We start from the raw sequence: 22357 nt of genomic DNA, 5'->3' as shown, positions 1-22357 counted from the left end.
TAAATTTGGAATGTCAAACCGCGCTGCAACACAACGCCGGTCACTCGCGCCAGTAGCGATCCTTCGGGCGGCGCCACTCGCGGACCCGCCGGGGACCGTTCCGGACCGGAAAATCGACGCGAACGGCACCGGTATCCGCGGTCACGACCACGTCGCCACCGGCCGCCCGGTAACGCTGCACGACCGCGGGATGCGGATGGTGGAAGCGGTTGCGATAGCCGGCCGAAGCCACGCCGAGGACCGGAGCCACCGCGGCCAGCCACGCGTCGCTCGAGCCATGACGGCTGCCGTGATGAGCCACCGTGGTGACGGTCGGGACGTCCACGGCGAGCGACGCCGGATCCATGCGTCGCTCGGCACGATCGCTGATGTCCCCGGTGAGTAACAACCGGCCCCCTTCCCCTTCGATGGACAGGACGCAGGAACGGTCGTTACCCGGCGTCTTGCCGCTGCGCTCGCGCGGCACGACGAGGAAGCGGAAGTCCACACCGTCCCACGACCAGGATCGATCGGGGGTACAGGGCTCCGCCTCGAACGACAGCCGGCGACGCTCGCCGGACAGGCGCTCCGCGGACGGATAGCGCGCGGCGATGGATGCCGCGCCGCCGGCATGGTCGCGATCGCCATGGCTGATGACCAGTCGGTTCACCGGCGACAGACCCAGTGCCGTAACGGCGGGAAGCACCACGCCGCTACCGGCGTCCCGCCCTCCCGCCCATGCCGGGCCCGCGTCGTAGACCAGCGTATGCGAGCGTGTGCGCACCAGCACGGCCAGGCCCTGCCCCACATCCAGCACCCATGCGCGAAACGCGCCGTGCGCCGGTTCGTCTCGCGGAGGCAGCAGCAACGGAAGGCAGAGCAAGGCACCATAACCGCGCAACGGGACACCCCGGGGAATGAACAGCCACGCCGCGCCGAACGTCGCCAGCAGGACTGTCGACAGCCCCGCTTCGGCGACGCCCAGACGCGCGGCAGGCAACTGCGCCATCAACGCCAGCCCTTGCCACAGCGCTTCCACCAACCATGCCGCACCGTCGAGCAAGGGGCCTGCCAGCACCGGCCACGCCAGCAGCGCGCAGCCGACAAGGCACATCGGCACGACGACGAAACTCACGAGCGGCGCGGCCACCAGGTTGGCGATGAAGCCGGCCAGCGAGGCGCTGCCGAACCACCACAGCGACATCGGCAGCAGGATGAGACTCATCGCGGCTTGCGCACGCAACAGCTCGCCGACCCAGCCCCACCAGCCTTGTGCGCGCGGCGCGACACAGACCATCAGGAAGCCGACGCCCGCGAACGACATCCAGAAGCCCGCCGACAGGACGGACAGCGGCGCCACGATCAGCACCGCCAGCAACGCGAGGGCAAGCATCGTCAGGCCATGGGTCCGCTGACGAAGACATGCCGCGACACCCACCACCGCGATCATCAACAGTGTGCGCGTGGTCGGCAGCCCCATCCCCGCCAGCAGGCCGTAGACGCCCGCAACGGCGAGGCCTGCGACCGACTGTGCGATGGGCCGTGGCACGCGCAGCGCCAGCCACGGCAACAGCGCATAAAGCAGGCGGACCAGCAGCAGACCACCGCCGGCGGCGACCCCCACATGGAAGCCGGAAATGGCGATGAGGTGGGAGACGCCCGTAGCGCGCGCGACGTCCCAGTCCGACGCGTCGAGACCTCGCGTGTCGCCGACGGTGAGTGCCTTGACGACACGGGAACCCTGCGGGCCGAGCTGCCGGTCCAGCGCATCCGCGATCGCGGATCGCCAGCCGTCGACGCACGTGCCTGTCGCCAGTCGTTCGTTGTCTGCCGAGGGGCGCACGTAGCCCGTCGCCACCACACCCCGTTGCAGCGCGCCGCGCTCCGCATCGTTGCCCCCGGGATTGAGCGAACCGCGCGGACGACGCAGACGTACGGTGAGTCGCCATCGCTCGCAGGCGCGCGGCGGTGCCTCGGCCCGGTACCACGTGAGGCGGAGTTTGCCCCGCAAGGCCGCGTCGTTGCCGGTCGCATCGTCAGGAACGAAAACGAGGCTGGTGTCGGCGTCGATGCGGCGGGGTAGCTCGATGACATGTCCGACGAGTGTGACATCGTCGCCTTCGCGCTCACGCGGCAGCCGTGCCTCGAACGCTCGCACGCCGTGCAGCGCCGCCCATGCCGCGAAGGCCGACACCAGGGCGACATGGCACAAGGCCGGGCGTCGCCGCGCACGCAGTGCCGCGCAGAGCGATACGAACGCCATGAGCGCACATACCGGCCACGGAGGAAGCGGCCGCGCCGCTTGCACCCACGTGCAACCGAGCAGCGCGGCGACCGCCACGGTAATGAGGGAGACAGCAGGGACGCGAAACACCGTTGGTCATCGACTCGGAGAGTCGCCAGCGTATGTGGCGACGACCTCAGCGTGGTCCGCGTTGCGGCGTCAGCGCTTACCGATCGCGATTGCCGCGGCGATCGTTACGCGGGCCGTTGTCGTCCCGCATGCGCTGCCCGGGAGGGCGCGCATTGGGGTTGCCGCCGGCAGGACGGTCACCGCCGTGCCAGCCGCCGGGCGGCGGCGGACGGTTACCGCCTCCGGCATCCCCGTTCTGCGGCGGACGCTGGCCCTGCCAACCGCCGGGCCGGTCGCCACCGGGACGGCCACCTTGCCAGCCGCCGGGGCGATCGCCACCGGGACGGCCACCTTGCCAGCCGCCGGGACGATTGCCGCCTTGCCAGCCTCCGGGCGGCCGGTGATCGTCGTCGCCACCGTGCCAGCCGCCGGGAGGCGGTCGCCGGTCGCCGCGACCCGGAGGCGGGCCGCGATGCCCGTCGCGGTCGAAGTAATACCCATCGCGACCGCGGTAATACCGACGACCGCCATAGTCGTACCACACCGCCCCAACCGTGACGCCCGAATAGCAGCAACCCGGACCGTAGCCATAGCCATTGTCGTAGTAGCCGTAGCCGGGATCGACGACCGTCGTCGTGGTCTCTTCACCGTAGTAGGCATCGCCGCCGGAGCCATTACGGACATAGCCGTAGCCCGGGTCGTAGTAGCACCCGGTGAGCGGAAGGCAGACGGCCAGGGTCAACAGCAAGACGCGCGCGGTACGCATGGGGAACCTCGGCAGATGGCGCTTTGGACACTGCGCTCGCGCGATTGAATGGCCGCTAAAACGAGAAGGGCCGCACGTGGCGGCCCTTCCCTTTCATTCAGGCTGCATGTCAGCCTTTGTCTTTCTGTTGATCGCCGCGCTCGTGCGCCGCGTTGGCGTGAGTCGCTTCCGCCGATGGCGACTTCGGAGCGGGGTTGGGCTCATTGCCTGGCTGCACGGCCGGCGTACCGTTGCCGTTGTCGCCCGTGGGCCATGTCGGTGGCTGACGATCGCGTTCGCGCTTGGCATCGAGCAACGCCTGGATATGCGCGACCGCTTCTTCCTGGCTGATGTGCTGAACCGGTTCGTCGGCCGAAGGCTCAGCGGCGGGTGAAGGCGCGGGAGCGGGTGCCGGAACGGGTTTCGGACGCGGCCTGGGTGCGGCCTTCGCGACGGGCGTCGAGCTGGCGCCCGATGTGGGCTTAGGCGTTGGCGTTGGCGCCGGTGTCGCCTTCGGCTTCGCCACGGACGGGGACGGCTGGCGTGCCGCCCTGGTTTCCGGTGCCCGCTGGACGGGCTTGTGCTCGACGGGGTGCGCAGCGGACGAACGCGGCGCGGACTTCCTGGACGCGGGTGCCGCCGTAGCCGACGTCGCCGGGACCGACGCTTTCTTCGCCGGTGCCTTCCGTACGACCGACTTGCTCGCGGCCTTCTTTACCGCCGCCTTCTTCGCCGGACTCTTGCTGGCGGCGGCATGACGGGACGGCGACTTCGTCGCGACCTTCTTCGCGGCAGCGACCTTGCGGGCGGGCGCCTTCTTCGCCGCCGACTTGCGCGTCGACGGCCGGCTGGCGACCTTCTTCACCGCGGCTTTCTTGCCTGCGACCTTACGCGCAGCGGTTTTGCTGACGGCTTTCTTCGCAGCGACCTTGCGGGTCGGCGCTTTCTTCGCCGGCGATTTCTTTACGGCCGCCTTCTTCACAGCAGCCTTCTTCGCCAGCGACTTCTTGACGGCGGTTTTCCCGACCGTGCCCTTCTTCGCCACCGCCTTTTTCACCACAGTCTTCTTAGCGGCGGTCTTCTTGGCGGCGGTCTTCTTAGCGACCGTCTTCTTCGCTGCCGGACGTGCGGCACTCGTACGGGCCGTCTTCTTCGCGGCGGCGGAGACACCAGCCTTCCGGACGGCGGTCTTCTTCGTAGCCGTCTTCTTTGCCGCGGACTTCTTCGCGGCGGACTTGCGGGTCGTAGCCATGCGTTCATTCCTCCTGCGGTAGTAGCCGACGCGAACCACCCCACCGGGGGAAACCCGCGTGCATGCCGGACGACTCAAAAGTGATAGGTCTTCGTCGCGGACAACCGCATGATGTATCAGCCGTCGCCCGAAGTCACACAAATCCGTCGGAAAGAATTCAGGTTCGGGGCGATCAGAACCGCGGATTCATCAGCGTCTGCAGGAAATACGGCAGCACGCGCGGCTCCAGTGCGATCGTAAAGATGACGCCATAAGCCGCGCCCCACAGGTGCGCGCTGTGGTTGACGTTGTCACCGCCGCGCTTGTCCATGTAGATCGAATAGACCACGAAAAGAACGGCATAGAGGATCGCCGGCATCGGCACGATGAACACGATGATGCGTGCCCAGGGCTGGACCAGGATGAACGCGAAGAGGATGGCGGACACCGCACCCGACGCCCCCAGGCTGCGATAGCCCGCGTTGCGACGGTTGGCCATGTATGACGGCAGGATCGAGAAGACCAGCGCACCGATGTAGAAGGTGACGAAGCCCAGCGGCCCCATCTCCTGCGTGAACAGCTGCTCCATGCTGCGGCCGACGAAGTACAGCGAGAACATGTTGAAGAACAGGTGGCCCATGTCCGCGTGGACCAGGCCATAGGTCACCAGCCGGTAGTACTCACGGCTTCGCGACAGGGCCGGCGGCCAGAGGATGAGGTCGTCCAGCAGGCGCTGGTTGCGGAATGCGACGATCGAGACCACGCAGGTCACGAGGATGATGATCAGCGTAATCATGCCTGGAACAGTGTCCTTCAGGGGTCGAACCAGCGCGCATCTTCGCGCTTGCGGGGCCCGATGTCGAATGATGCGGCTATCATGGCGCCCTCCCCCATCGATCCGGTCCCACCGATGCCTTCGACCCGTTACAAGCAGCTCGACGTCTTCGCCGCCCGTCACGGCGGCGGCAATCCGCTCGGTGTCGTCGTCGAAGCCGACGGCTGGTCGGACGCGCGCATGCAGCGCTTCGCCCACTGGACCAACCTGGTCGAAACCACGTTTCTGATGCCCGCGCGCGCCGCCGGTGCGGATTATCGTGCGCGCATCTTCACGCCGACCAAGGAGATCCCCTTCGCCGGCCACCCGACGATCGGCAGCGCGCATGCCGCGCTCGATGCCGGCCTGGTGAAACCCGATGCAGCCGGCGTCATCTGGCAGGAATGCGGCGCCGGCGTCCTGCCGATCCGCGTCGAAGGCGAAGGTCCCTCCCGTGAACTCTTCGTGCAGTCGCCGAAGGCACGCATCGTCGGTGACGCGTCGCACGGCGGCGAGACCCTGTCCGCCGTTCTCTACGGCGTGCAGCTCGGCGCACTGCCTCCGGCCTGTGTCGAAGGTGGCCGTCGCTGGTGGGTCGCTGAATTCGCCGACGAAGCCGCGCTGCGAAGCTGGCGCCCCGACCACGCAGCCATCCGCGGCCTCGCCCTGGCCACCGATACGCTCGGCCTGTGCGTGTTCGCACGCTCGGCCGAGGGCCTGGCCGTGCGCGCGTTTCCCGCCGGCGTCGGCATCGTCGAAGACCCCGCATCGGGCGCCGCCAACGGCCTGATCGCCGCCTACGTCGCCGAACGCGACCGGACCGGTCAGCTGGCAAAGGGCTACATCGTCAGCCAGGGTCGCGAAGTCGGCCACGACGCACGCATCATCATCCGCATCGACGGCGAGGCCGTGTGGGTCGGTGGCCGCACCAACACCATCATCGACGGCCACGTGGACTGGACGGACGTCTGACCGTGAACATCTGGGTCGACGCCGACGCCTGCCCCAACGTCGTCAAGGACATCCTGTTCCGTGCCGCCGAGCGCGAGCAGGTCGAGGTCACCCTGGTCGCCAACCAGTGGATCCGCACGCCAGCCTCCCGGTTCATCAAGTCGATCCAGGTCCCGGGCGGCTTCGACGTCGCCGACGACGAGATCGTCCGCCGCGTGCATCCGGGCGACCTCGTGGTGACGCAGGACATTCCGCTGGCGGCTTTCGCGATCGAGAAAGGCGCACTGGCGCTGCATCCGCGCGGCGAGATGTACACGAAGGACACGATCGCGGCGCGCCTCTCGATGCGTAACTTCATGGAAGAGCTCCGCGGATCGGGCGTCGACACCGGCGGGCCCGCTGCGATGCATCCACGCGATCGGCAGAACTTCGCGAATGAGCTCGATAAATGGTTGGCTCGGCGTAAAAAGAGCTGAGGAGCTTTGTGTTGTGGCAAGGGTGCCGTTGGGTGCCATTCCCGTCGCTAAGTCCTCCTACGGCCTTCGCCTTCGTGCGGAAGCGCTCCGGGAACGACACCCAACGGCACCCTCCAGCCCGTGACGCCGCCGGTCGGAGCGCGTCCAGCGCAGAGCACCGACATGCCAGCATACGGTGGCGTTGCGGGGATGCCCGGCGTGCAACTTACGCTCGGCTCGGCTCAGCTCGCCAAACAACCTGCGGCAGCGCCGGAGGGGAGTCGTCGGCTGCCGTTCCTGGAGCGCTTCCGCACGAAGGCGAAGGCCGTAGGAGGACTTAGCGACAGGAACGGCAGCCGACGGCTCCCTGCCCCAACGCCGAGCCCTTAAACCCCAGTCACCTCATCCAGCCGCAACGTCAGGCACTTCGCCGCACCACCCGACTTCATGAACTCGTCAAGCGCCACCTCGATAAGCATGAACCCGGCGCCCTCCAGCCGCGACCGCAAATCCGGTCCCGCACGATTGAGGATCACGACCTTGCCGAGGTTCACCGCATTGCAGGCGAAATCCAGCGCATCGTGCTCGCTCACCGGAATTCGCAGATGCGGCGCGATGTGCTTCTCGATCGACGCCAGCGAGGCCGCGTCGAACGCGCCGGGAAAATACAACGTGTAGCCGTCGACCAGCGGACAGAAACACGTGTCGAGGTGATAGAAACGCGGATCCGCAAGCTTCAGCGGAATGACTTCGATATCCAGACGCGTCGCCAGTTCGCATGCCGCCGCGGGATCGGACCGATGGCCATGCCCCATCCACAAACGACGCGACACGCCGCGGTCGAACAACGCATCACCCGCCCCTTCGAAGAAGACGTCTTGAGCGATATCGACGATGTCGAATCCATGACGTGAGAACCACGCCCGGGCATGCGCTTCCTCGCCCTGCCGTTCGGCGTAGCGGAAGCGGCTCGGTACAAAAGCATTGCCGAACACGAGGCCCGCGTTGGCCGCGAAGCACATATCCGGGAGCCCTTCCACCGGCGGCTGGAGAGCCACGTCGGCATGGCGCGACACGGTGTCGCGCAGCGCGTCCCACTGGCGGCGCGAGCGCTCGCTGGTGGTGTCATGCACGTGGTCGGTCATCCACGGATTGATGACGTAGCTGACCTCGAAGAATGTCGGAGCGCACATCAGCACGCGTGGAACCGTGCGCTCGATCGTCGGGGACATCGTTTCTGCCATGGACGGGACACGCCTGTATGGGGTAACGAACCCCCATCATGGCAGAAACGGCTACCGATCCGTCAGTGCATTTTGCCAAGGATCGCCTTGACCGATTCCGACGAGAAATGCAGTTCCTTCAATGCCTCTTCGAGCGAGTCGCGCGAGTTCACCTCGCTCTCGACCTGCTCGCCGACGCTGGCCGGCGAGACGTGAACGTAGCGGTCGCCCTCCTGGTAGGCGATGCCTTCGTCGTGGAAGTTCTGCTTCGTCAGTACCTTGAAGGTGTGGTCGTTGGATTCCTTGATCGTGACCGAGCGGCCTTCGTGTTCTCCCTCGTAAACCGTCTTCCAGGTTGCCGACATGACTTCGTTCCCAAGACAGCACAACAGCGTGCGGACCCCATTGTTGCGGACCCGCCGGGCTGGAGATTGTGAAGACTTGCGTAAATCGGCTCTGACGGTTCAGTCCTTGAGGTGGGCGCGGGCCGCCGCCACGCGGGCCATGCCTGCCCAGTCGATGTCGCCGTCGCCCTGTGCCAGCGATTCCAGCAGCGTATCGTGCAAGAGGCTGGCCAGCGGCATCGGCACGCGCTCGGCGTCGGCCGCCGAACGGGCCAGACCCACGTCCTTGAAGCCCAGACTGAGCTTGAAACCCGCCGGCTCATAGGTGTTCTTCGCGATCTGGCCACCGTAATTCTTGAACACCGGCGCGGCGAACAGCGAATTCGACATGACGTCCAGGAAGTCGGCGGCCGAGACGCCGTGAGCACGGGTAAGCGCCGTGGCCTCGGCCATGCTCTCGATAGCAGCACCGATCATGAAGTTGCCGCCGATCTTGACGATGACCGAGCGGATCGGGTCGTCGCCCATCGGCCAGATCTTGCCGGCAAGCAGATCCAGCAGCGGTTGCACCGTGGCGACGGCATCCGGCTTGCCGGCGACGACGATGTTGAGCGCGCCGGCGGCAGCCACCTCGGGACGCCCGAACACGGGCGCGGCGACGAAGCCCAGGCCGCGCGTCTCGTGCGCTTCGACCAGCTCACGCGCCAGCGCGACGGAGATCGTCGCGTGATTCACGTGGACCGCCCCCCTGGGCAGGGCGTCGAGCACGCCGCCGTCGATCAGCACCTGGCGCACGGCAGCGTCGTTGGCCAGCATGCCGTGAATGACCTCGGCGCCCGCGGCGGCTTCGGCCGGGGTGGTGGCGACCCTGGCGCCCTGCTCCGCCAACGGCTTCGCGGCATCGGCCGAACGGTTCCAGACGGTGACGTCGTGGCCGCCCTTGATGAGGTTGGAGGCCATGGCCGCGCCCATGGCGCCGAGGCCGAGAAAACCGATACGCATGTCGTGCTCCTGTCAGACGGCCAGGCCGGCGGCATGTCCGCAGGCCCAGGCCCATTGAAAGTTGTAGCCGCCGAGATGGCCGGTCACGTCGAGAACCTCCCCGACGAAATACAGGCCCGGATGTCTTTTCGACATCATGGTGGAAGAAGACACCTCATCGGTATCGACACCGCCAAGGGTGACTTCGGCGGTCCGGTAACCCTCGGTGCCGCTGGCGACGATGGGCCAGTCGGCCAATTGTGCGCCGATATCGTTGAGCTCGGCGGCGCGGTATTGACGCATCGGCTTATTGGGCAGCCAGATCTCGCAAAGGCGCTCGGCCAGACGGCGCGGCAGCAGCGACGAGAGTACCGTCTTGAGCTCGGCGGCAGGACGCTCGGCCTGGCCCTGGCGCAAGGCCTCGGCGGCATCCGTGTCCGGCAGCAGGTTGACCCGCAGGTCGGCACCGGGCTGCCAGTACGAGGAGATCTGCAGGATCGCCGGGCCACTGACGCCGCGATGGGTGATGAGCAAGGCGTCACGGAACGAGGTATCGCCAACCGTCGCTTCGACGGGAAGCGCCACGCCAGCCAGCCCGTCGAAGCGTTCCTGGTGCTTGCCGCTGAGCGTCAGCGGCACGAGACCGGCGCGCAGCGGCAGCACGGCATGACCGAACTGCTTCGCCACCTCGTAGCCGAAGCCGGTGGCCCCGAGGCTGGGAATCGACAGCCCGCCCGTGGCGATCACCAGCGACGCGGCGCGCACATGGCCCAGCGGGGTCTCGCAGGCGAAGCCACCGCCGGTCGCACGCAGCCGCGATACGCCGCAGTTCGTCTCGACACGCACGCCCGCCGCGGCGCATTCGTCCAGCAGCATGCGCACGATCAGCTTGGACGATTCGTCACAGAACAGCTGGCCCGGCGACTTCTCGTGCCAGGCGATCCTGTGGCGGTCGACCATGGCGATGAAATCCCAGGGCGTGTAACGCGCCAGCGCGGACTTGCAGAAATGCGGGTTGGCCGAGAGAAAGTTGGCCGGCGTGGTGGCGGTATTCGTAAAATTGCAGCGGCCGCCGCCGGACATCAGGATCTTCTTGCCTGCCCGGTTCGCATGGTCGACCACCAGCACGCGCCGCCCACGGCCGCCCGCGACGATGGCCGTCATCAGGCCCGCCGCGCCTGCCCCGATGACGAGTACGTCGTATTCCATGCGTGGTTTCCGTGGTGCAAACGCACATGGTACCGCCGTCGCGTAAACTTGGTCATCGCCACCTTAGACAAGGACCCCACCATGCCCTCCTTCGACATCGTCTCGGAAGTCGACAAACACGAGCTCGTCAACGCCATCGACCAGGCCAACCGCGAGGTCACCACGCGCTTCGACCTGAAAGGCACCTCGGCGAAGATCGAGCAGGAAGAGAACGTCCTGACCCTGCGTGCCGACAACGAATTCCAGGTCGGCCAGATCATGGACATCCTGCGCGCCCGCCTCTCCGCACGGCAGATCGACGTGCGCTCGATGGACGTCGGCAAGGTCGAGACCAACCTGGCCGAGGGCCGGCAGAAGGTCACCATCAAGCAGGGGATCGAGCAGCCGGTCGCGAAGAAGATCATCGCGAAGATCAAGGAAGCAAAGCTGAAGGTCGAGGCGCAGATCAACGGCGAGAAGATCCGCGTCACTGGCAAGAAGCGTGACGACCTGCAGACGGCGATGGCGCTGCTGCGCAAGGCGGACGTGGAAATTCCGCTGCAGTTCGAGAATTTCCGCGATTGAGGTGACGGGTGTCGCGCGCGGGGCGCGCTTCTACAGAGGCCTTGCGCGCTTCTACAGCCCCGCGATGCGGCTGCGGTTGCGGCCGTCGTTCTTGGCCTCGTACAGCGCCTCGTCCGCGCGTCCCAGCAGCGAATTGAGCGACTCGGGCGACCGCCACATGGCGACGCCCGCACTCACCGTGATGCGGATCCGGTAGTCCCCGTGCACGATCGTCATCGCGCCGAGCGCATGACGCACGCGCTCGGTGATATCCAGCGCATGCTCGGCCAGCGCGCCCGGCAGGCAGAGGATGAACTCCTCACCGCCGAAGCGGCCCGCGAGATCGTCCGCGCGGCACATCGACGAGATCACGCGCATGGTCTCGCGGATCACGGTGTCGCCGGCCAGATGGCCGAACGTATCGTTGACCGACTTGAAGTCGTCGATATCCAGCAGGACCACGCTGAACGGAATGCCGTCGGTGGACGCCCCCTGGCGTACGCGCTCGGCCTGCTCGAGGAAGCGGCGACGGTTGAGCGAGCCGGTCAGTTCATCGGTGCCGGCGAGGTGATCCAGTCGCTCGTTGGCCGCCTTCAGGTCCCGTGTGCGCGCGTCGACCTGAACCTGCAGCAGCTCCGCACGACGGCGCAGGTACAGCGTGCGCAGATAGACGAGCCCGAAGAACGCGACGACGCCGAGCGCGACGCCGGCGAGCAGCGTCCAGGGACTTTCATACCAGCGCGGCACCACGGTCACGCGAACCGACGACTCCACGGTACGTGCATCCAGACCGCGCATCGTCGCGCGCAGTCGCAGGGTATAGGTGCCGCTGGCGAGGTTGGTATAAATCGCACTGGGCGGGAGGCCACGGGCCACCTCGTTCCAGCCACCATCCGCGTCGTCCATGCGGTAGGCGTAATGGGTTTCCGACGGCGCCCGGAAGTCCAGCAGCGCGAAGTCCACACGTAGCCGGCGACCATCGCCATCGAGCGTGATGCGACCGCCATCGTCAGGCAGGTCGGCGAGCGGCAGCGGTTTGTCGTTGGTCGACACATGCGTGATGGCGAGACGCGGCGGCGGCACGTGGGGGGCAACCCAGTACGGACGGACCACGGTCAGGCCGCCCAGACCGCCGAACATCAGTTCGCCGCCCGGCGCCTCGGCGGCGGAGCGATGGATGTAGCTCGGAATGCGCAGGCCGTCACGGATACCCAGGTCGGAGACGCGGCGGCTGTTCGCATCGACCATCGCCACGCCGTTGGCCATCGAGGCCCAGATGCGATCGTCGTGGTCGACCAGCAACGCGTTGATCTTGGTGTTGATCAGACCCTCGCGCGCACCGATCACGCCGAAGCGGAACGGTCCTTCCGGCTTGAAGTCGTCGAGGTAGGCGATACCGCCGAACGTCCCGATCCACAGGCGGTGGTGCGAATCGAACGCCAGCGAGCCTGTGTAGTCGTGCGGCAGGCTGGTCGGGTCGGCCGGGTCGTGATGCAGATTCACGAAGCCGGGCTTGCCGTCATACGCGATGCTGATGCCGCTGATGGTGGAGAACCACCACGCCCCGGGCATGCGCGTGATGTAACGCACCTGGTCGCCGACCAGACTCTTCGGATCGGACGCGTCGTGGCGCATCTGCACCAGCGCGCCGGTCGCCGTGTCGTAGCGGAACAGGCCGTCATAGCAGCCGATGAGGATATCGTCGCCATCGCGCTGCATCGACAGGATCAGCTTGCCGTCGAGACTCGGGATCACCGAGCTCTTCAGCTCGAAGGTCTCAGGATCGATCCGCGAAATGCCCTGCGCGCCCGCCCAGATCGACCCGTCTGGCGCCACGACGAAGGCCTGCACGTCGCGCTCGGCCTGCTCGCCACCGAGTTGCAGGTGACGCATGCTGCCCTTGCCCAGGTCGAGCAGATCGATGCGGCCCATGCCGAGGCCGAGCCAGACCCTTCCGCGCGGATCGACGAACACCGAGTGCACGTTGGCGTTGGACAGCGTGTGGGTCTCCAGCGGAGACGGCAGCACGGAAAACACCTTGCGACCGTTCGGGTCGTAGCGCGCCGCGCCGAGTTCGGTCGCGACCCAGATGTTGCCCGCGGTGTCCTGATAAATGTCGCGGGTGATGTCGCCCGGCAGCGACGACGGCATCGCCGCGTCATGGCTGAGCGGACGCAGGCGACCGGTGTTCATGTCGAAGGTAACGACCCCCGCCCCATCCGTCGCGGCCCAGAGCACACCCTGCGGCGTCTCGTGGAACGCGCGCACGGTGCGCCGGTGGGCGAGGCTGTTCTTGCCCGACAGGCCCGGCACCGCATGACCTTTCCCGGCGGTGTCGATGTAGATCGCCCCGGACTGCCCGGTGCCTACCCATAGCTGCCGCTTGCTGTCGGGCAGCAAGGCCCAGACCTGATCGTGCAGGATCTCGTCGATCGCCGGGTCCGACGAGACGACGCGCTCGAAATGACCGCCGCGACGACGCACGAACAGGCCGTTATCCGCCCCGGCCCACAGATTGCCGACCGCATCCTCCGCCACCACGAAGGTGCGCGGCAGCATCTCCTTTTCGTCGCCCGGCAGCCCCGAGACGCGCTCGATGTGGCCGCTGGTCACGTCGATGCGATCGATGCCGCCTTCCGTCGCGATCCAGTACACGTTGGGCTCGCGGGACGCGGCGATCGAGAAAATCTTCGCGTGCGATGTCCCGCCGGGACCCACCGGATAGACGTGGAAGCGCATCGTCTTCGGATCGAAACGGACGAGGCCGCCCGTGTTGGTGCCGATCAGCAGCCCGCCGTCGTCCAGCGGCATCAGGGCGCGCACGTAGGCGTCGGGCAGCACGGCGCCCGCGTAGGAATCGGGCTCCTGCCCGAATACCTGCGTGCGGTAGCCGTCGTAGCGGACCAGGCCGCCGAACGTGCCGATCCATATCAGCCCGCGCTTGTCCTGCACGATGGCGGTGGTGGTCGAATGGGGCAAGCCATCCGCCACGCCCAGCGTGTCGAACCACGAGGTCTCGTAGACCGCCCACGGGTCCACGCCCACCGTCGACGTGTTTCCCGTCGGGCCGACCTGCGCGGAGACCACCGAAGCGACGACAAAGCACAGCAGGGCCGCGAGGGCAATCAGATGTGCTCGGAGGCGCGGTGAGCGAACGGGCCGCGGTGCGCGGTCAGCCAGCATAGGCCATCGTCGGGTCGAGGTAACGACTGAAGGCATCCGCGGTCATCGGCCGGGCGAAGAAATAGCCCTGGCCGATGTCGCAGCCGAGATCGCGCAACCAGTCGGCCTGCGCTTCGGTTTCGACGCCTTCGGCGATCGTCTGCATGTTGAGCTTCTTGGCGAGGCCGACGATCGCTTCGGTGATTTCGCGATCCGCCAGATTGAGCGAACTGCCACGCACGAACGACTGGTCGATCTTGATCGTGCCCACCGGGAGTTCCCGAAGGTGACCGAGGTTCCAGTAACCCGCGCCGAAATCGTCGATCAGCAGGTCGAACCCGTGCGAGCGCAGCTTGACCAGCTGACGCATGGTCTCTTCCGGCTGGCGCATCGCCGTGGATTCGGTGAGTTCGAAACGGATACGCATCGGGTCCACGCCATACGAGCGCACCACGCGGTGCAGCGTCTCGACGAAGGCCGGGCGGGTCAGCTCGTGCATGGAAAGGTTGATCGCCACGTAGTCGACCGCGATGCCGGCGGCATCCCAGGCCTTGACCTGGGTGAGCACCGCGCGCAGCACGTATTCGCCCAGCGCGTGGATCAGACCGGAGCGCTCGGCCACCGCGACGAAGACGGCCGGAGGCACCTGGCCGCGCGTGGGATGGTTCCACCGGGCCAGCGCTTCGACGCCGGCGAGCGTGCCGTCGCGCAGGTGGCGCTTGGGCTGGTATTCGACGCCCAGATTGCCCTGCTGCAGGGCTTCGCGCAGTTCGACGGTGAGCGCGACACGCTCGCGGGCCTGCTCGAGCATGCCCTCCTCGTAAAAACGGAAGTCGGCCTTGCCGGTTTCCTTCACCGCGTACATCGCCGCGTCGGCGTTGCGGATCAGCATGTCGGCCACCGTACCGTCCTTGGGCGATACCGCGACGCCGATACTGGGGCTTACCGCAACGAACTGGCCAGCCACGCTGACCGGTTGCGATACGAGATCCAGCACCTTGCGGCAGACGCGAACGAGGTTTTCCATCCCGCCATAGGCCTGCACCACCACGACGAATTCGTCGCCACCGAAGCGCGCCACCGTGTCGCGCTCACGCACACTGCTGCGCAGGCTGGTGGCGACCGCCTGAAGGAAGGCATCGCCCGCCTCGTGGCCCAGCGTGTCGTTGATTGACTTGAAGCCGTCCAGGTCGATGAACATGACCGCGAGCGAATCGTCGGAGGAGTCGGCCAGGGCCTGCTCCAGCGTCTGCAGCAGGAAGGCGCGGTTCGGCAGCCCGGTCAGCGTGTCGTGATACGCGTGGAAGGCCAGCACCCGGCGCGCCTGCTCGCGTGGATCGCGCAGGCGGCTGCGCAACTGGCGGCGCTGCCCCACCAGCCAGACGATGGCGGCAGTGGCCACCGCGACGACGACGATCAGACTGACCACCCAGCCCGGTCCAGCGCCAACGGTGCCGAAATTGGCACAACGCGTGCCGTCGCCCGACCCCGGCAGGGTCCAGCGGGCACACTTCGATGCGGCCAGGTGCAGGCCACTCTCGACGCTACGATGGTTCAACACACCACGCTCCGGCCCGGCATCCGGGGCACGTCTTGCTTTAAAAACGGAACGACCGCGCCCGGGAGCCTGGAAACACACCAGGCGCGAAACGACATCTCCCTAGGTCTAACGGCCACCACCGCCCCCGACTTTAGCCCTGCGTGAGAAAAAGAACGCCATCACCGATCGGATGATGATAGACCGGCGAAAAAACGCAATCCGCCTGACGACCTGCCTTTCCGAAAATGTGCACTACCTGCGTACTTGTCCGGAAGCCGGCTCAGTTCCCACTGGCCGGCAGATAGCGATCGAACCAGGCCAGGGCGCGGGCCAGCACGTCACGGCGGTTCTCATCGCGCGCAAAGCCGTGACCCTCGCCCGGGTAGACCACCAGCGAAGTCGGCACGTTCTGGGCGCGCAGCGCATGCCAGAACTCGAACGACTGCGGGGCGGGCGTCTCGGCGTCACGCTCGCCGACCACGATCAGCGTCGGCGTCTTCACCTGTTTTATGAAATTGATGGCCGAACTCTTCGCATAGACAGCCGGATCGTCATACACCGACGCACCGAAGTACGGCGTCATCCACTGATCGATGAGGTTCTGGCCGTAATAGCTCTGCCAGTTGGAGATTCCCGCGCCCGCGACCGCCGCGCGGAAACGGTTGGTCTGGGTCACTCCGAACATCGTCATGAAGCCGCCGTAGCTCCAGCCCGTGAGGCCGAGGCGCTTGTCGTCGACCGGGTGATTCTTCTCGATCGTATCGACGCCCGCGAGAATGTCGCGCATGTCACCGTAGCCAAAGTCCTTGCGGTTGGCCTGGACGAAGGCCGCGCCCTGCCCGTAGCTGCCACGTGGGTTGGGCATGAACACGAAATAGCCCAGCGCGGAAAGCGGCGCACCGCCGTAGCCGACACCGGGCCAGCGCGGCGTGACCGCCGCGGCAGGACCGCCGTGTACCGAGACGATCATCCCGTAGTGCTTTTTCGGGTTGTAGTGCGCCGGATACAGCAGCCAGCCCTGTACCTCGTGGCCTTCGAAGGTCCACGAGATCGATTCGGCCTTGCCCCACGACGGCTTGAGCGCGGCGTTGAATGAGGTCACCGCCACCGGCGCGTGCGAGGCGGCGAGCGTGGCGACGTGTACCTCGTAGGCCTTGTCGAACGAACTGCCCACGAACGCGGCCTTGCTGGCCTTCGCATCCAGCGACAAGGACATCGAGAGGCGACCGTCTCCGATCGTCATCGGCAGATCGAACAGACGAGTCGCCGTGGCGACGCCCTCAGCCGGCAGCGCGTAACGGGATACGCGGCTGGACCCGCCCGTGTGCTCGCCCACCAGAAGGGCGTCGTTCGCCGTCCAGGTGAACCAGGCCGGCGTGGTGTGGATGTCCGGGGTGACGTCCACGGGTGCCGCGCCACCGGCGGCGGGAACGGTCCAGATGTCGCCACCGGTCGAGCCCTGATCGCTCATGAGGCCGCCGATGAAGGCGATGCGCGAGCCGTCCGGCGAGAAGCGCGGCACGGCCACCTGCAGCCCCTTGAGCGGACCGCTGAGCGTCGCGGTGTCGACGACGACGTCACCCTTGCCGCCTTCGGTCGACGGCTGGACGTAGAGTTTGGCCACCCACCAGTTGTTGTCCCCCGGCGGCTCGGCGGCGACATAGGCGATGCGCGCGCCGTCGGCCGAGAAGCTGAACTCGTAGACGTGCAGGCCAGCGGGCGTGAGGACGTGGACGTCGCCGCCCGCCGCGTCGACGCTGGCCACCTGCTGCACTTCGATGCCCTCGACGCCGACCTCGCCCAGCTGCGGCTTGGCCGCCGCGGTGGCGCTCGCGCGGCGGGTCGCGTTCGGGACGTAGAGGAAGCCGAGCTGCTTGCCATCAGCGCGCCATTCGAGGCCGCTGACGTAGCCGGTGAGGTGGGTCAGCCGCACGGGCGCGGCGCGGGTACCGGTGTCGACGGTGTAGATGTCGTTCTGCTTGCCCTCCTCCACGCCCGGGGCGCTGCCCGCGCAATCGGACAGGAAGGCGAGGTGGCGGGAGTCGGCGGCCCAGGCGACCGAGGTCTCGCTGCACCCCTTGCTCGCGGTGATGCGGTGGGCATGCTGGCCCTGCGCGTCGGCGACCTCGATCACCGGTTTGCCATCGGTCTTCACTGCCCAGGCCAGCTGCCTGCCATCGGGCGAAAGCGCGACGGACTCGATCGTGCGGACCTTGGCCAGCGACGACAGGATGGCCGCGATACGCGGATCATCCGCGGATTTCGTCGGGGTGTCGGCGAGGCTGGCCTGGGTGAAGGCGAGCGCGACGGCCGCGGCGATCCACTTCGTACGCATGGGGTGACCTGATGTGTGATTGAGGTGTGAAAACTATCACGACAGTCATTACTCTCGCGAGCACCCCATGGCCGACTCGGACTCCGTCAGGCCAGCAAGTGAGAAAACTCCGGATTGCGCTTGAACCAGGTCGCCGCGTAGGAGCAAGCGGGCTGCACCTTCCAGCCCCTGGCCTCGGCAACCTGTACGGCGAACTTCGTCAGGAGGGAGGCAATACCCCGCCCGCCCACGGGCGATGGCACACCGGTGTGCGTGATCGTCATCACGTTACCGGCGAGGCGGTACTCCACCTCGCAGGTGTGACCGTCCACCACGGTCGTGAACACCTGGTTTTCGGTGTCATGCGTCATTTCCAGCGGTTTCGCGTTGTCGCTCATCGGTCATCTCCATCAGAAGGACAGCCGCACCTTCGCATTCTCTGGATGGGCGGGCCGTTAAGGTCAGGCGATCATCCCCCCACCGAAGGAGAATCTCCATGCAGAAGTCAGGCTCAGCGGTCTGGAAAGGCGGCATCAAGGATGGCCAGGGCACGATCTCCACCCAGACCGGCGTACTGAAGGAAGCCCCCTACGGCTTCAAGTCGCGCTTCGAAGACGGCCCGGGCACCAACCCCGAGGAACTGATCGGCGCCGCGCACGCTGGCTGCTTCTCGATGGCGCTGTCGCTCATGCTGGGCAACGCCGGCCTCACCCCCGACAAGATCGAGACGAAGGCCGACGTCACCCTCGACAAGGACGGCGAAGGTTTCTCCATCACCAAGGTGCATCTCACCGTGAAGGCGAAGATCCCCGGTACGGACCAGGCCGGCTTTGAAGCCATCGCCAGGCAGGCGAAGGAAGGCTGCCCGGTATCCAAGGTGCTGAATGCCGCGATCAGCATGGACGCCACCCTGGAAGCGTAAACTGCTCCGGCCGCCGGCCCCGGCCGGCGGCTTCCCTGGCCGACAGGATCGAACCCAGCGTGCTGATCATTCACGAACACGGCCAGCGCCAGCCCATCCGCTGGACGGCCGACATGGGCAGGCCGAAAGCGCCCATCTGGGTCGATATGTTCGATCCCAGCGAAGACGAGAAAAAATGCGCGGCCGACATCTCCGGGCTGCGCATTCCGGAACGGGCTGACGTGGACAACCTCGCCCTGTCCAGCCGCATCCGCACGGACGACGACGCGATGTACCTGTCGATCCCGTATTTCGCGGATGTCGATCCCGACGCCCCCAACGGTACCGGCCATCGCCCTTCCCCCGTCGGCATCGTGGTCACCGGGCATGTCCTGATGACGCTTCGCTTCCAGACCTCGCCCGCCTTCGACCTGGCGGCGCAGAGCTGCGATGAGCAGCACTGGGATTCCAGCGCCGACGTGCTGGCGACGCTGATCGAGGCGATCGTCAACCTCGCGGCCAGGCGCATGGAGGACGTGTCCGCCGATCTGAAACAGCTGTCCGATCGTGTGTTCACCACCGAGCGTCTGGGCACGCCCGCCCTGCGCGACTGCATGCTCGAGGTCGGCCGCCTCGAGGGCGAGCAGGCACGCAACCGCTCGTCCATGCTGGGCGTGCAGCGCATCGTCTCGTTCGTGCGGGCCAAGCAGCCCGAGTGGATGTCCGATCAGGTCGAGGTCCGTCTGCGCGTGGTCGATCACGACCTCCGCACCCTGGACGAGTTCGACGATCAGCTGACCAACAAGCTCCAGTTCCTGCTGGATGCAAGCCTGGGCTTCATCAGCACGGACCAGAACCACGTGATGAAGGTGCTGACCGTGACCTCCGTGGCGACCATTCCCCCGGTGATCCTGGCCGGCGTCTGGGGCATGAACTTCAAGCGTATGCCCGAGCTGGACTGGACCTTCGGCTATCCGATGGCGATCGGCGCCATTCTGCTGAGCATTCTGTTGCCCGTGCTGTTCTTCAAATGGCGGGGCTGGCTGGAAGGTGACTGAGCGGCGTCTCTAGCGCAGTCGTTCACGCACGTGAAGACCCGTAAACCTGACGCGCGTCGCATTTTTTTACATTGGGCCGTCTTTTCCCTAAAGTTCGCGGCTGCACTGCCGTTAGCACCCTTGAGGGTCGCCCGGTAGAAGCCGGTCGAAACGACACGGGGCTGCCATCCGGCGCGCTCCACTCGGGGGAGGAAGTGTTCGGTGCCAGTCAGTAGTCACTATCGCGTTCGCCACGCCGCGTCGTGGGGTCGTCCATGAAGACGCCGTGGCATGCCATGACGGGCGGCCTTCCCGAGACGCGACTGCTGGCGTCGGTGGCCGAGTTCACCCACCACCGCGATATCGACGCCCTGGACCACAGCCTGGTCCTTTCGCTGGCCGAGCTCATGCCGGTCAACAGCGTCACCCTGTGCAAGCGTGGCGAGAGTCTCCAACAGCCCATCGAATCGATGGTGGTCTGCGGCCGCAAGCGCGAAGGCGGCTTCGTCGTCAACGCGCTCGAACCACCGCGCGAGGGCGACCCGGTCGACACCATCGTCTGCGCGATGGAAACCCTGGAAGCGGTCAGCGACGTCACCGACAACGGCGACTGCCGCCTTGTCATTCCCATTCAGCGCGACGGGTCCGCGATCGGCGCCCTGATGCTCGAGGCCGACGATTCGCTTGACGCCGTCCGTGTGATGGTCGAAGGCTTCGCGCGCATCTACGGCAACTACATCGCCCTGCTCAACGAGAGCGAACGCGACAAGCTCACCGGCCTGTACAACCGCCGCAGCTTCGAACAGCGCCTGCGCCGCCTGCTCAAGCTCAGCCGCCAGCGTGCGCGTGCCGCCGTGGGCGGTGACGACGAACGCCGGGGCGGCGTGCGCGACGACGACAGCAAGATCTACCTCGCCATCCTCGACATCGACCACTTCAAGCGGATCAACGACACCTACGGTCACGTCTACGGCGACGAGGTCATCCTGATGCTGGCCCAGCAGATGCGCGCCAGCTTCCGCCAGAGCGACGTGCTCTTCCGCTTCGGCGGGGAAGAGTTCGTCATGCTGATCGCCGCGGAAAACGAATACGTGGCGCAACACGCGCTCGATCGCTTCCGGCAGTTCATCGCCGATCACACGTTTCCGCAGGTCGGCCACGTCACCGTCAGCATCGGCTACGCGCGGATCACCGAGAACGACTATCCCGAGATCGTGCTCGATCGCGCGGACAAGGCGCTGTATTTCGCCAAGGAAAACGGTCGTAACAGCGTCCATGGGTACGAAGACCTGACCCAGCGTGGCGAGCTCGCCGCGCCGGTCGCCCTCGGCAGCATCGACCTCTTCTGACGACGTTACGACCCGCCAGCTAGGCGCGCTTTCCCGGATAACGCCGCCCCGCGGACCCGCCGCGTGGGCGCACCCGGAAGGCCAGGCTGATCCTCGGCCCGACCTCGCCGCGCGACTTCGGTATCCCGTGGTCGTAATGGAACTGCGTGGCATGGCTCATCGTCAGCAGACTGCCCGCCTCCAGATCCAGGTCGAAGCTGCGCTTCGCCCCTTCGCGCTCACGCAACGTCATCCGCCGCGTCGCACCTAACGACAGCAGCGCGATCGGCTCGCCTTCCGCGATCTCGTCGATATGGTCGTTATGCGGCGCCACGCTGTCGCGACCGTCGCGATAAAGGTTGAGGCCCACGGAGGTGAACCGCACCCCGGTGACGGCGATCGCTTCGCGAGCAGCCTCGGCCAGGGGCGACGGCAAGGACGGATCGTCCAGCACGTAATGCTGCACCAGCCGCGGTACGTCCACTTCGCGCCCGTACATCTCACGCCGCTGCGCCTGCCATGGGATCGTCGACATCAGCGTGTCGAACCATCGCGCCGCCATCGGGGACGCGATAAGGCCCGGCTCGTACGCGAACCGCCCGTGCTCATCGTCGACGATCACGAGCGGTCCGGCAGCGAACAGCGAGCCCTGGGTCACGTCGCCCTTACTTGATGACGCCGCACGCGATGCGCGCACCACCGCCGCCCAGCGGTTCCGGCTGGTCGGCGTAGTTGTCGCCACCGGCGTGGATCATCAGCGCATGGCCCTTCAGCGTCGCCAGCGTCTTGAGGTGCGGCGCGGTTACCGGCGTGGTGTCGGTACCATCGGCGGCAATCTCGATGCGCGGCAGGTCGCCCTCATGGCCCATGGCATCCGGACCTTCGTGCTTGCCGGTCTTTGCCGGGTCGAAGTGACCACCGGCAGCGAGCGCGGCGCCCTTCTTGCCGTCCTTCTCGCCCGGGTCGCAGCTGGCCTTCTCGTGCAGATGGAATCCATGCGTACCCGGCGGCAGGCCCTTGAGGTCCGGCGTGAACACGAGACCGCCGGCGCTTTCGGTCACGGTCACCTTGCCGACGGACGCGCCCGCGCCATCGGCGGTCACGGCGGTCAGCGGTACCACCACACTCTTCTCGGCAGCCTGAGCGGCGGCACAGACGAACAGGCCAGCGGCCACGATTGCGATCTTTCTCATCATGCACTCCTGTGGAATCGAGGTAACCCCGGGATACTGCACCCGGCGTAGACG

The 22357-nt window shown here is 66.6% G+C and carries 20 protein-coding genes; 6 read left to right on the top strand and 14 right to left on the bottom strand.

Annotated elements, in window-relative coordinates; all coding sequences use genetic code 11:
• Positions 1-40: 40 nt before the first annotated feature.
• The 4 genes from BLT40_RS03650 to BLT40_RS03635 all read right to left on the bottom strand — a co-directional run bounded on the left by BLT40_RS03650 (position 41) and on the right by BLT40_RS03635 (position 5104).
• Complete coding sequence (locus BLT40_RS03650) at positions 41-2287, bottom strand: DNA internalization-related competence protein ComEC/Rec2 (protein ID WP_255363971.1); 2247 nt, start codon at positions 2285-2287, stop codon at positions 41-43.
• A 142-nt stretch (positions 2288-2429) separates the two neighbouring features.
• Positions 2430-3098 (bottom strand): hypothetical protein, encoded by a 669-nt coding sequence (locus tag BLT40_RS03645; protein WP_090351438.1) that lies wholly within the window; start codon positions 3096-3098, stop codon positions 2430-2432.
• A 109-nt stretch (positions 3099-3207) separates the two neighbouring features.
• Positions 3208-4329: a histone H1-like repetitive region-containing protein gene (locus BLT40_RS03640; RefSeq protein WP_090351436.1), complete on the bottom strand. Its 1122-nt coding sequence runs from the start codon at positions 4327-4329 to the stop codon at positions 3208-3210.
• 172 nt (positions 4330-4501) lie between these two features.
• On the bottom strand, positions 4502-5104 hold the full coding sequence (locus BLT40_RS03635; RefSeq protein WP_043694507.1) for a rhomboid family intramembrane serine protease: 603 nt from the start codon (positions 5102-5104) through the stop codon (positions 4502-4504).
• A 114-nt stretch (positions 5105-5218) separates the two neighbouring features.
• On the opposite strand from BLT40_RS03635, the gene BLT40_RS03630 reads away from it, so the two are divergent.
• Both BLT40_RS03630 and BLT40_RS03625 read left to right on the top strand, forming a co-directional pair.
• Positions 5219-6094: a PhzF family phenazine biosynthesis protein gene (locus BLT40_RS03630; RefSeq protein ID WP_079522994.1), complete on the top strand. Its 876-nt coding sequence runs from the start codon at positions 5219-5221 to the stop codon at positions 6092-6094.
• 2 nt (positions 6095-6096) lie between these two features.
• On the top strand, positions 6097-6549 hold the full coding sequence (locus BLT40_RS03625; protein ID WP_090351434.1) for a YaiI/YqxD family protein: 453 nt from the start codon (positions 6097-6099) through the stop codon (positions 6547-6549).
• 365 nt (positions 6550-6914) lie between these two features.
• Here BLT40_RS03625 and BLT40_RS03620 read toward each other — a convergent pair whose 3' ends face one another.
• The 4 genes from BLT40_RS03620 to BLT40_RS03605 form a co-directional block, all read right to left on the bottom strand.
• On the bottom strand, positions 6915-7760 hold the full coding sequence (locus BLT40_RS03620; protein ID WP_255363925.1) for a dimethylarginine dimethylaminohydrolase family protein: 846 nt from the start codon (positions 7758-7760) through the stop codon (positions 6915-6917).
• A gap of 74 nt (positions 7761-7834) precedes the next feature.
• On the bottom strand, positions 7835-8116 hold the full coding sequence (locus BLT40_RS03615) for a hypothetical protein (protein WP_036112584.1): 282 nt from the start codon (positions 8114-8116) through the stop codon (positions 7835-7837).
• 99 nt (positions 8117-8215) lie between these two features.
• The gene (locus tag BLT40_RS03610) at positions 8216-9097 is read right to left on the bottom strand and encodes an NAD(P)-dependent oxidoreductase (RefSeq protein ID WP_079522983.1); all 882 of its coding nucleotides are present in this window, start codon (positions 9095-9097) and stop codon (positions 8216-8218) included.
• Positions 9098-9109: 12 nt separating this feature from the next.
• Complete coding sequence (locus BLT40_RS03605; RefSeq protein ID WP_090351430.1) at positions 9110-10285, bottom strand: BaiN/RdsA family NAD(P)/FAD-dependent oxidoreductase; 1176 nt, start codon at positions 10283-10285, stop codon at positions 9110-9112.
• 81 nt (positions 10286-10366) lie between these two features.
• Here BLT40_RS03605 and BLT40_RS03600 point away from each other — a divergent pair, with 81 nt between their 5' ends.
• Positions 10367-10849 carry a YajQ family cyclic di-GMP-binding protein gene (locus BLT40_RS03600; protein ID WP_043694515.1) on the top strand — a complete coding sequence of 161 codons (483 nt, stop codon included), beginning with the start codon at positions 10367-10369 and terminating at the stop codon, positions 10847-10849.
• A 51-nt stretch (positions 10850-10900) separates the two neighbouring features.
• Here the strand turns inward: BLT40_RS03600 and BLT40_RS03595 are convergent, their stop codons facing one another.
• The 4 genes from BLT40_RS03595 to BLT40_RS03580 form a co-directional block, all read right to left on the bottom strand.
• A complete protein-coding gene (locus BLT40_RS03595) occupies positions 10901-14011 on the bottom strand; it encodes a ligand-binding sensor domain-containing protein (RefSeq protein ID WP_090351428.1) in 3111 nt (1036 codons plus the stop codon).
• Positions 14001-15548: a putative bifunctional diguanylate cyclase/phosphodiesterase gene (locus tag BLT40_RS03590; protein ID WP_143025821.1), complete on the bottom strand. Its 1548-nt coding sequence runs from the start codon at positions 15546-15548 to the stop codon at positions 14001-14003. The genes BLT40_RS03595 and BLT40_RS03590 overlap by 11 nt, the downstream gene beginning before the upstream one ends.
• A 262-nt stretch (positions 15549-15810) precedes the next feature.
• Positions 15811-17865 carry a S9 family peptidase gene (locus BLT40_RS03585; protein WP_090351422.1) on the bottom strand — a complete coding sequence of 685 codons (2055 nt, stop codon included), beginning with the start codon at positions 17863-17865 and terminating at the stop codon, positions 15811-15813.
• An 86-nt stretch (positions 17866-17951) separates the two neighbouring features.
• Positions 17952-18242 (bottom strand): GNAT family N-acetyltransferase, encoded by a 291-nt coding sequence (locus BLT40_RS03580; protein WP_255363924.1) that lies wholly within the window; start codon positions 18240-18242, stop codon positions 17952-17954.
• 98 nt (positions 18243-18340) lie between these two features.
• Here BLT40_RS03580 and BLT40_RS03575 point away from each other — a divergent pair, with 98 nt between their 5' ends.
• The 3 genes from BLT40_RS03575 to BLT40_RS03565 all read left to right on the top strand — a co-directional run bounded on the left by BLT40_RS03575 (position 18341) and on the right by BLT40_RS03565 (position 21131).
• A complete protein-coding gene (locus BLT40_RS03575) occupies positions 18341-18766 on the top strand; it encodes an OsmC family protein (RefSeq protein WP_036112565.1) in 426 nt (141 codons plus the stop codon).
• A 59-nt stretch (positions 18767-18825) separates the two neighbouring features.
• Entirely contained in the window at positions 18826-19803 is a 978-nt protein-coding gene (locus BLT40_RS03570) for a CorA family divalent cation transporter (RefSeq protein WP_090351419.1), read from the top strand.
• 254 nt (positions 19804-20057) lie between these two features.
• Positions 20058-21131 (top strand): GGDEF domain-containing protein, encoded by a 1074-nt coding sequence (locus BLT40_RS03565; protein WP_079522976.1) that lies wholly within the window; start codon positions 20058-20060, stop codon positions 21129-21131.
• Positions 21132-21150: 19 nt separating this feature from the next.
• Here BLT40_RS03565 and BLT40_RS03560 read toward each other — a convergent pair whose 3' ends face one another.
• Both BLT40_RS03560 and sodC read right to left on the bottom strand, forming a co-directional pair.
• Positions 21151-21768, bottom strand: a complete 618-nt coding sequence (locus BLT40_RS03560; RefSeq protein ID WP_255363923.1) for an alpha-ketoglutarate-dependent dioxygenase AlkB family protein — start codon at positions 21766-21768, stop codon at positions 21151-21153.
• 7 nt (positions 21769-21775) lie between these two features.
• Positions 21776-22303, bottom strand: coding sequence for a superoxide dismutase family protein (sodC, locus tag BLT40_RS03555; protein ID WP_036112562.1), 528 nt, complete (start codon positions 22301-22303; stop codon positions 21776-21778).
• Positions 22304-22357 lie beyond the last annotated feature (54 nt).

Origin of the sequence: Dyella sp. 333MFSha (assembly GCF_900102405.1) — a bacterium.
GTDB classification, from domain to species: Bacteria; Pseudomonadota; Gammaproteobacteria; order Xanthomonadales; family Rhodanobacteraceae; genus Luteibacter; species Luteibacter mycovicinus.
This window is presented reverse-complemented; position numbering and strand designations above follow the sequence as displayed.

Coding starts and splice junctions, on each gene's coding strand:
- BLT40_RS03645 (WP_090351438.1), bottom strand. CDS start 3,098: ATGCGTACCGCGCGCGTCTTGCTGTTGACCCTGGCCGTCTGCCTTCCG.
- BLT40_RS03640 (WP_090351436.1), bottom strand. CDS start 4,329: ATGGCTACGACCCGCAAGTCCGCCGCGAAGAAGTCCGCGGCAAAGAAG.
- BLT40_RS03635 (WP_043694507.1), bottom strand. CDS start 5,104: ATGATTACGCTGATCATCATCCTCGTGACCTGCGTGGTCTCGATCGTC.
- BLT40_RS03630 (WP_079522994.1), top strand. CDS start 5,219: ATGCCTTCGACCCGTTACAAGCAGCTCGACGTCTTCGCCGCCCGTCAC.
- BLT40_RS03620 (WP_255363925.1), bottom strand. CDS start 7,760: ATGTCCCCGACGATCGAGCGCACGGTTCCACGCGTGCTGATGTGCGCT.
- BLT40_RS03615 (WP_036112584.1), bottom strand. CDS start 8,116: ATGTCGGCAACCTGGAAGACGGTTTACGAGGGAGAACACGAAGGCCGC.
- BLT40_RS03610 (WP_079522983.1), bottom strand. CDS start 9,097: ATGCGTATCGGTTTTCTCGGCCTCGGCGCCATGGGCGCGGCCATGGCC.
- BLT40_RS03605 (WP_090351430.1), bottom strand. CDS start 10,285: ATGGAATACGACGTACTCGTCATCGGGGCAGGCGCGGCGGGCCTGATG.
- BLT40_RS03600 (WP_043694515.1), top strand. CDS start 10,367: ATGCCCTCCTTCGACATCGTCTCGGAAGTCGACAAACACGAGCTCGTC.
- BLT40_RS03595 (WP_090351428.1), bottom strand. CDS start 14,011: ATGCTGGCTGACCGCGCACCGCGGCCCGTTCGCTCACCGCGCCTCCGA.
- BLT40_RS03585 (WP_090351422.1), bottom strand. CDS start 17,865: ATGCGTACGAAGTGGATCGCCGCGGCCGTCGCGCTCGCCTTCACCCAG.
- BLT40_RS03580 (WP_255363924.1), bottom strand. CDS start 18,242: ATGAGCGACAACGCGAAACCGCTGGAAATGACGCATGACACCGAAAAC.
- BLT40_RS03575 (WP_036112565.1), top strand. CDS start 18,341: ATGCAGAAGTCAGGCTCAGCGGTCTGGAAAGGCGGCATCAAGGATGGC.
- BLT40_RS03565 (WP_079522976.1), top strand. CDS start 20,058: ATGAAGACGCCGTGGCATGCCATGACGGGCGGCCTTCCCGAGACGCGA.
- sodC (WP_036112562.1), bottom strand. CDS start 22,303: ATGAGAAAGATCGCAATCGTGGCCGCTGGCCTGTTCGTCTGTGCCGCC.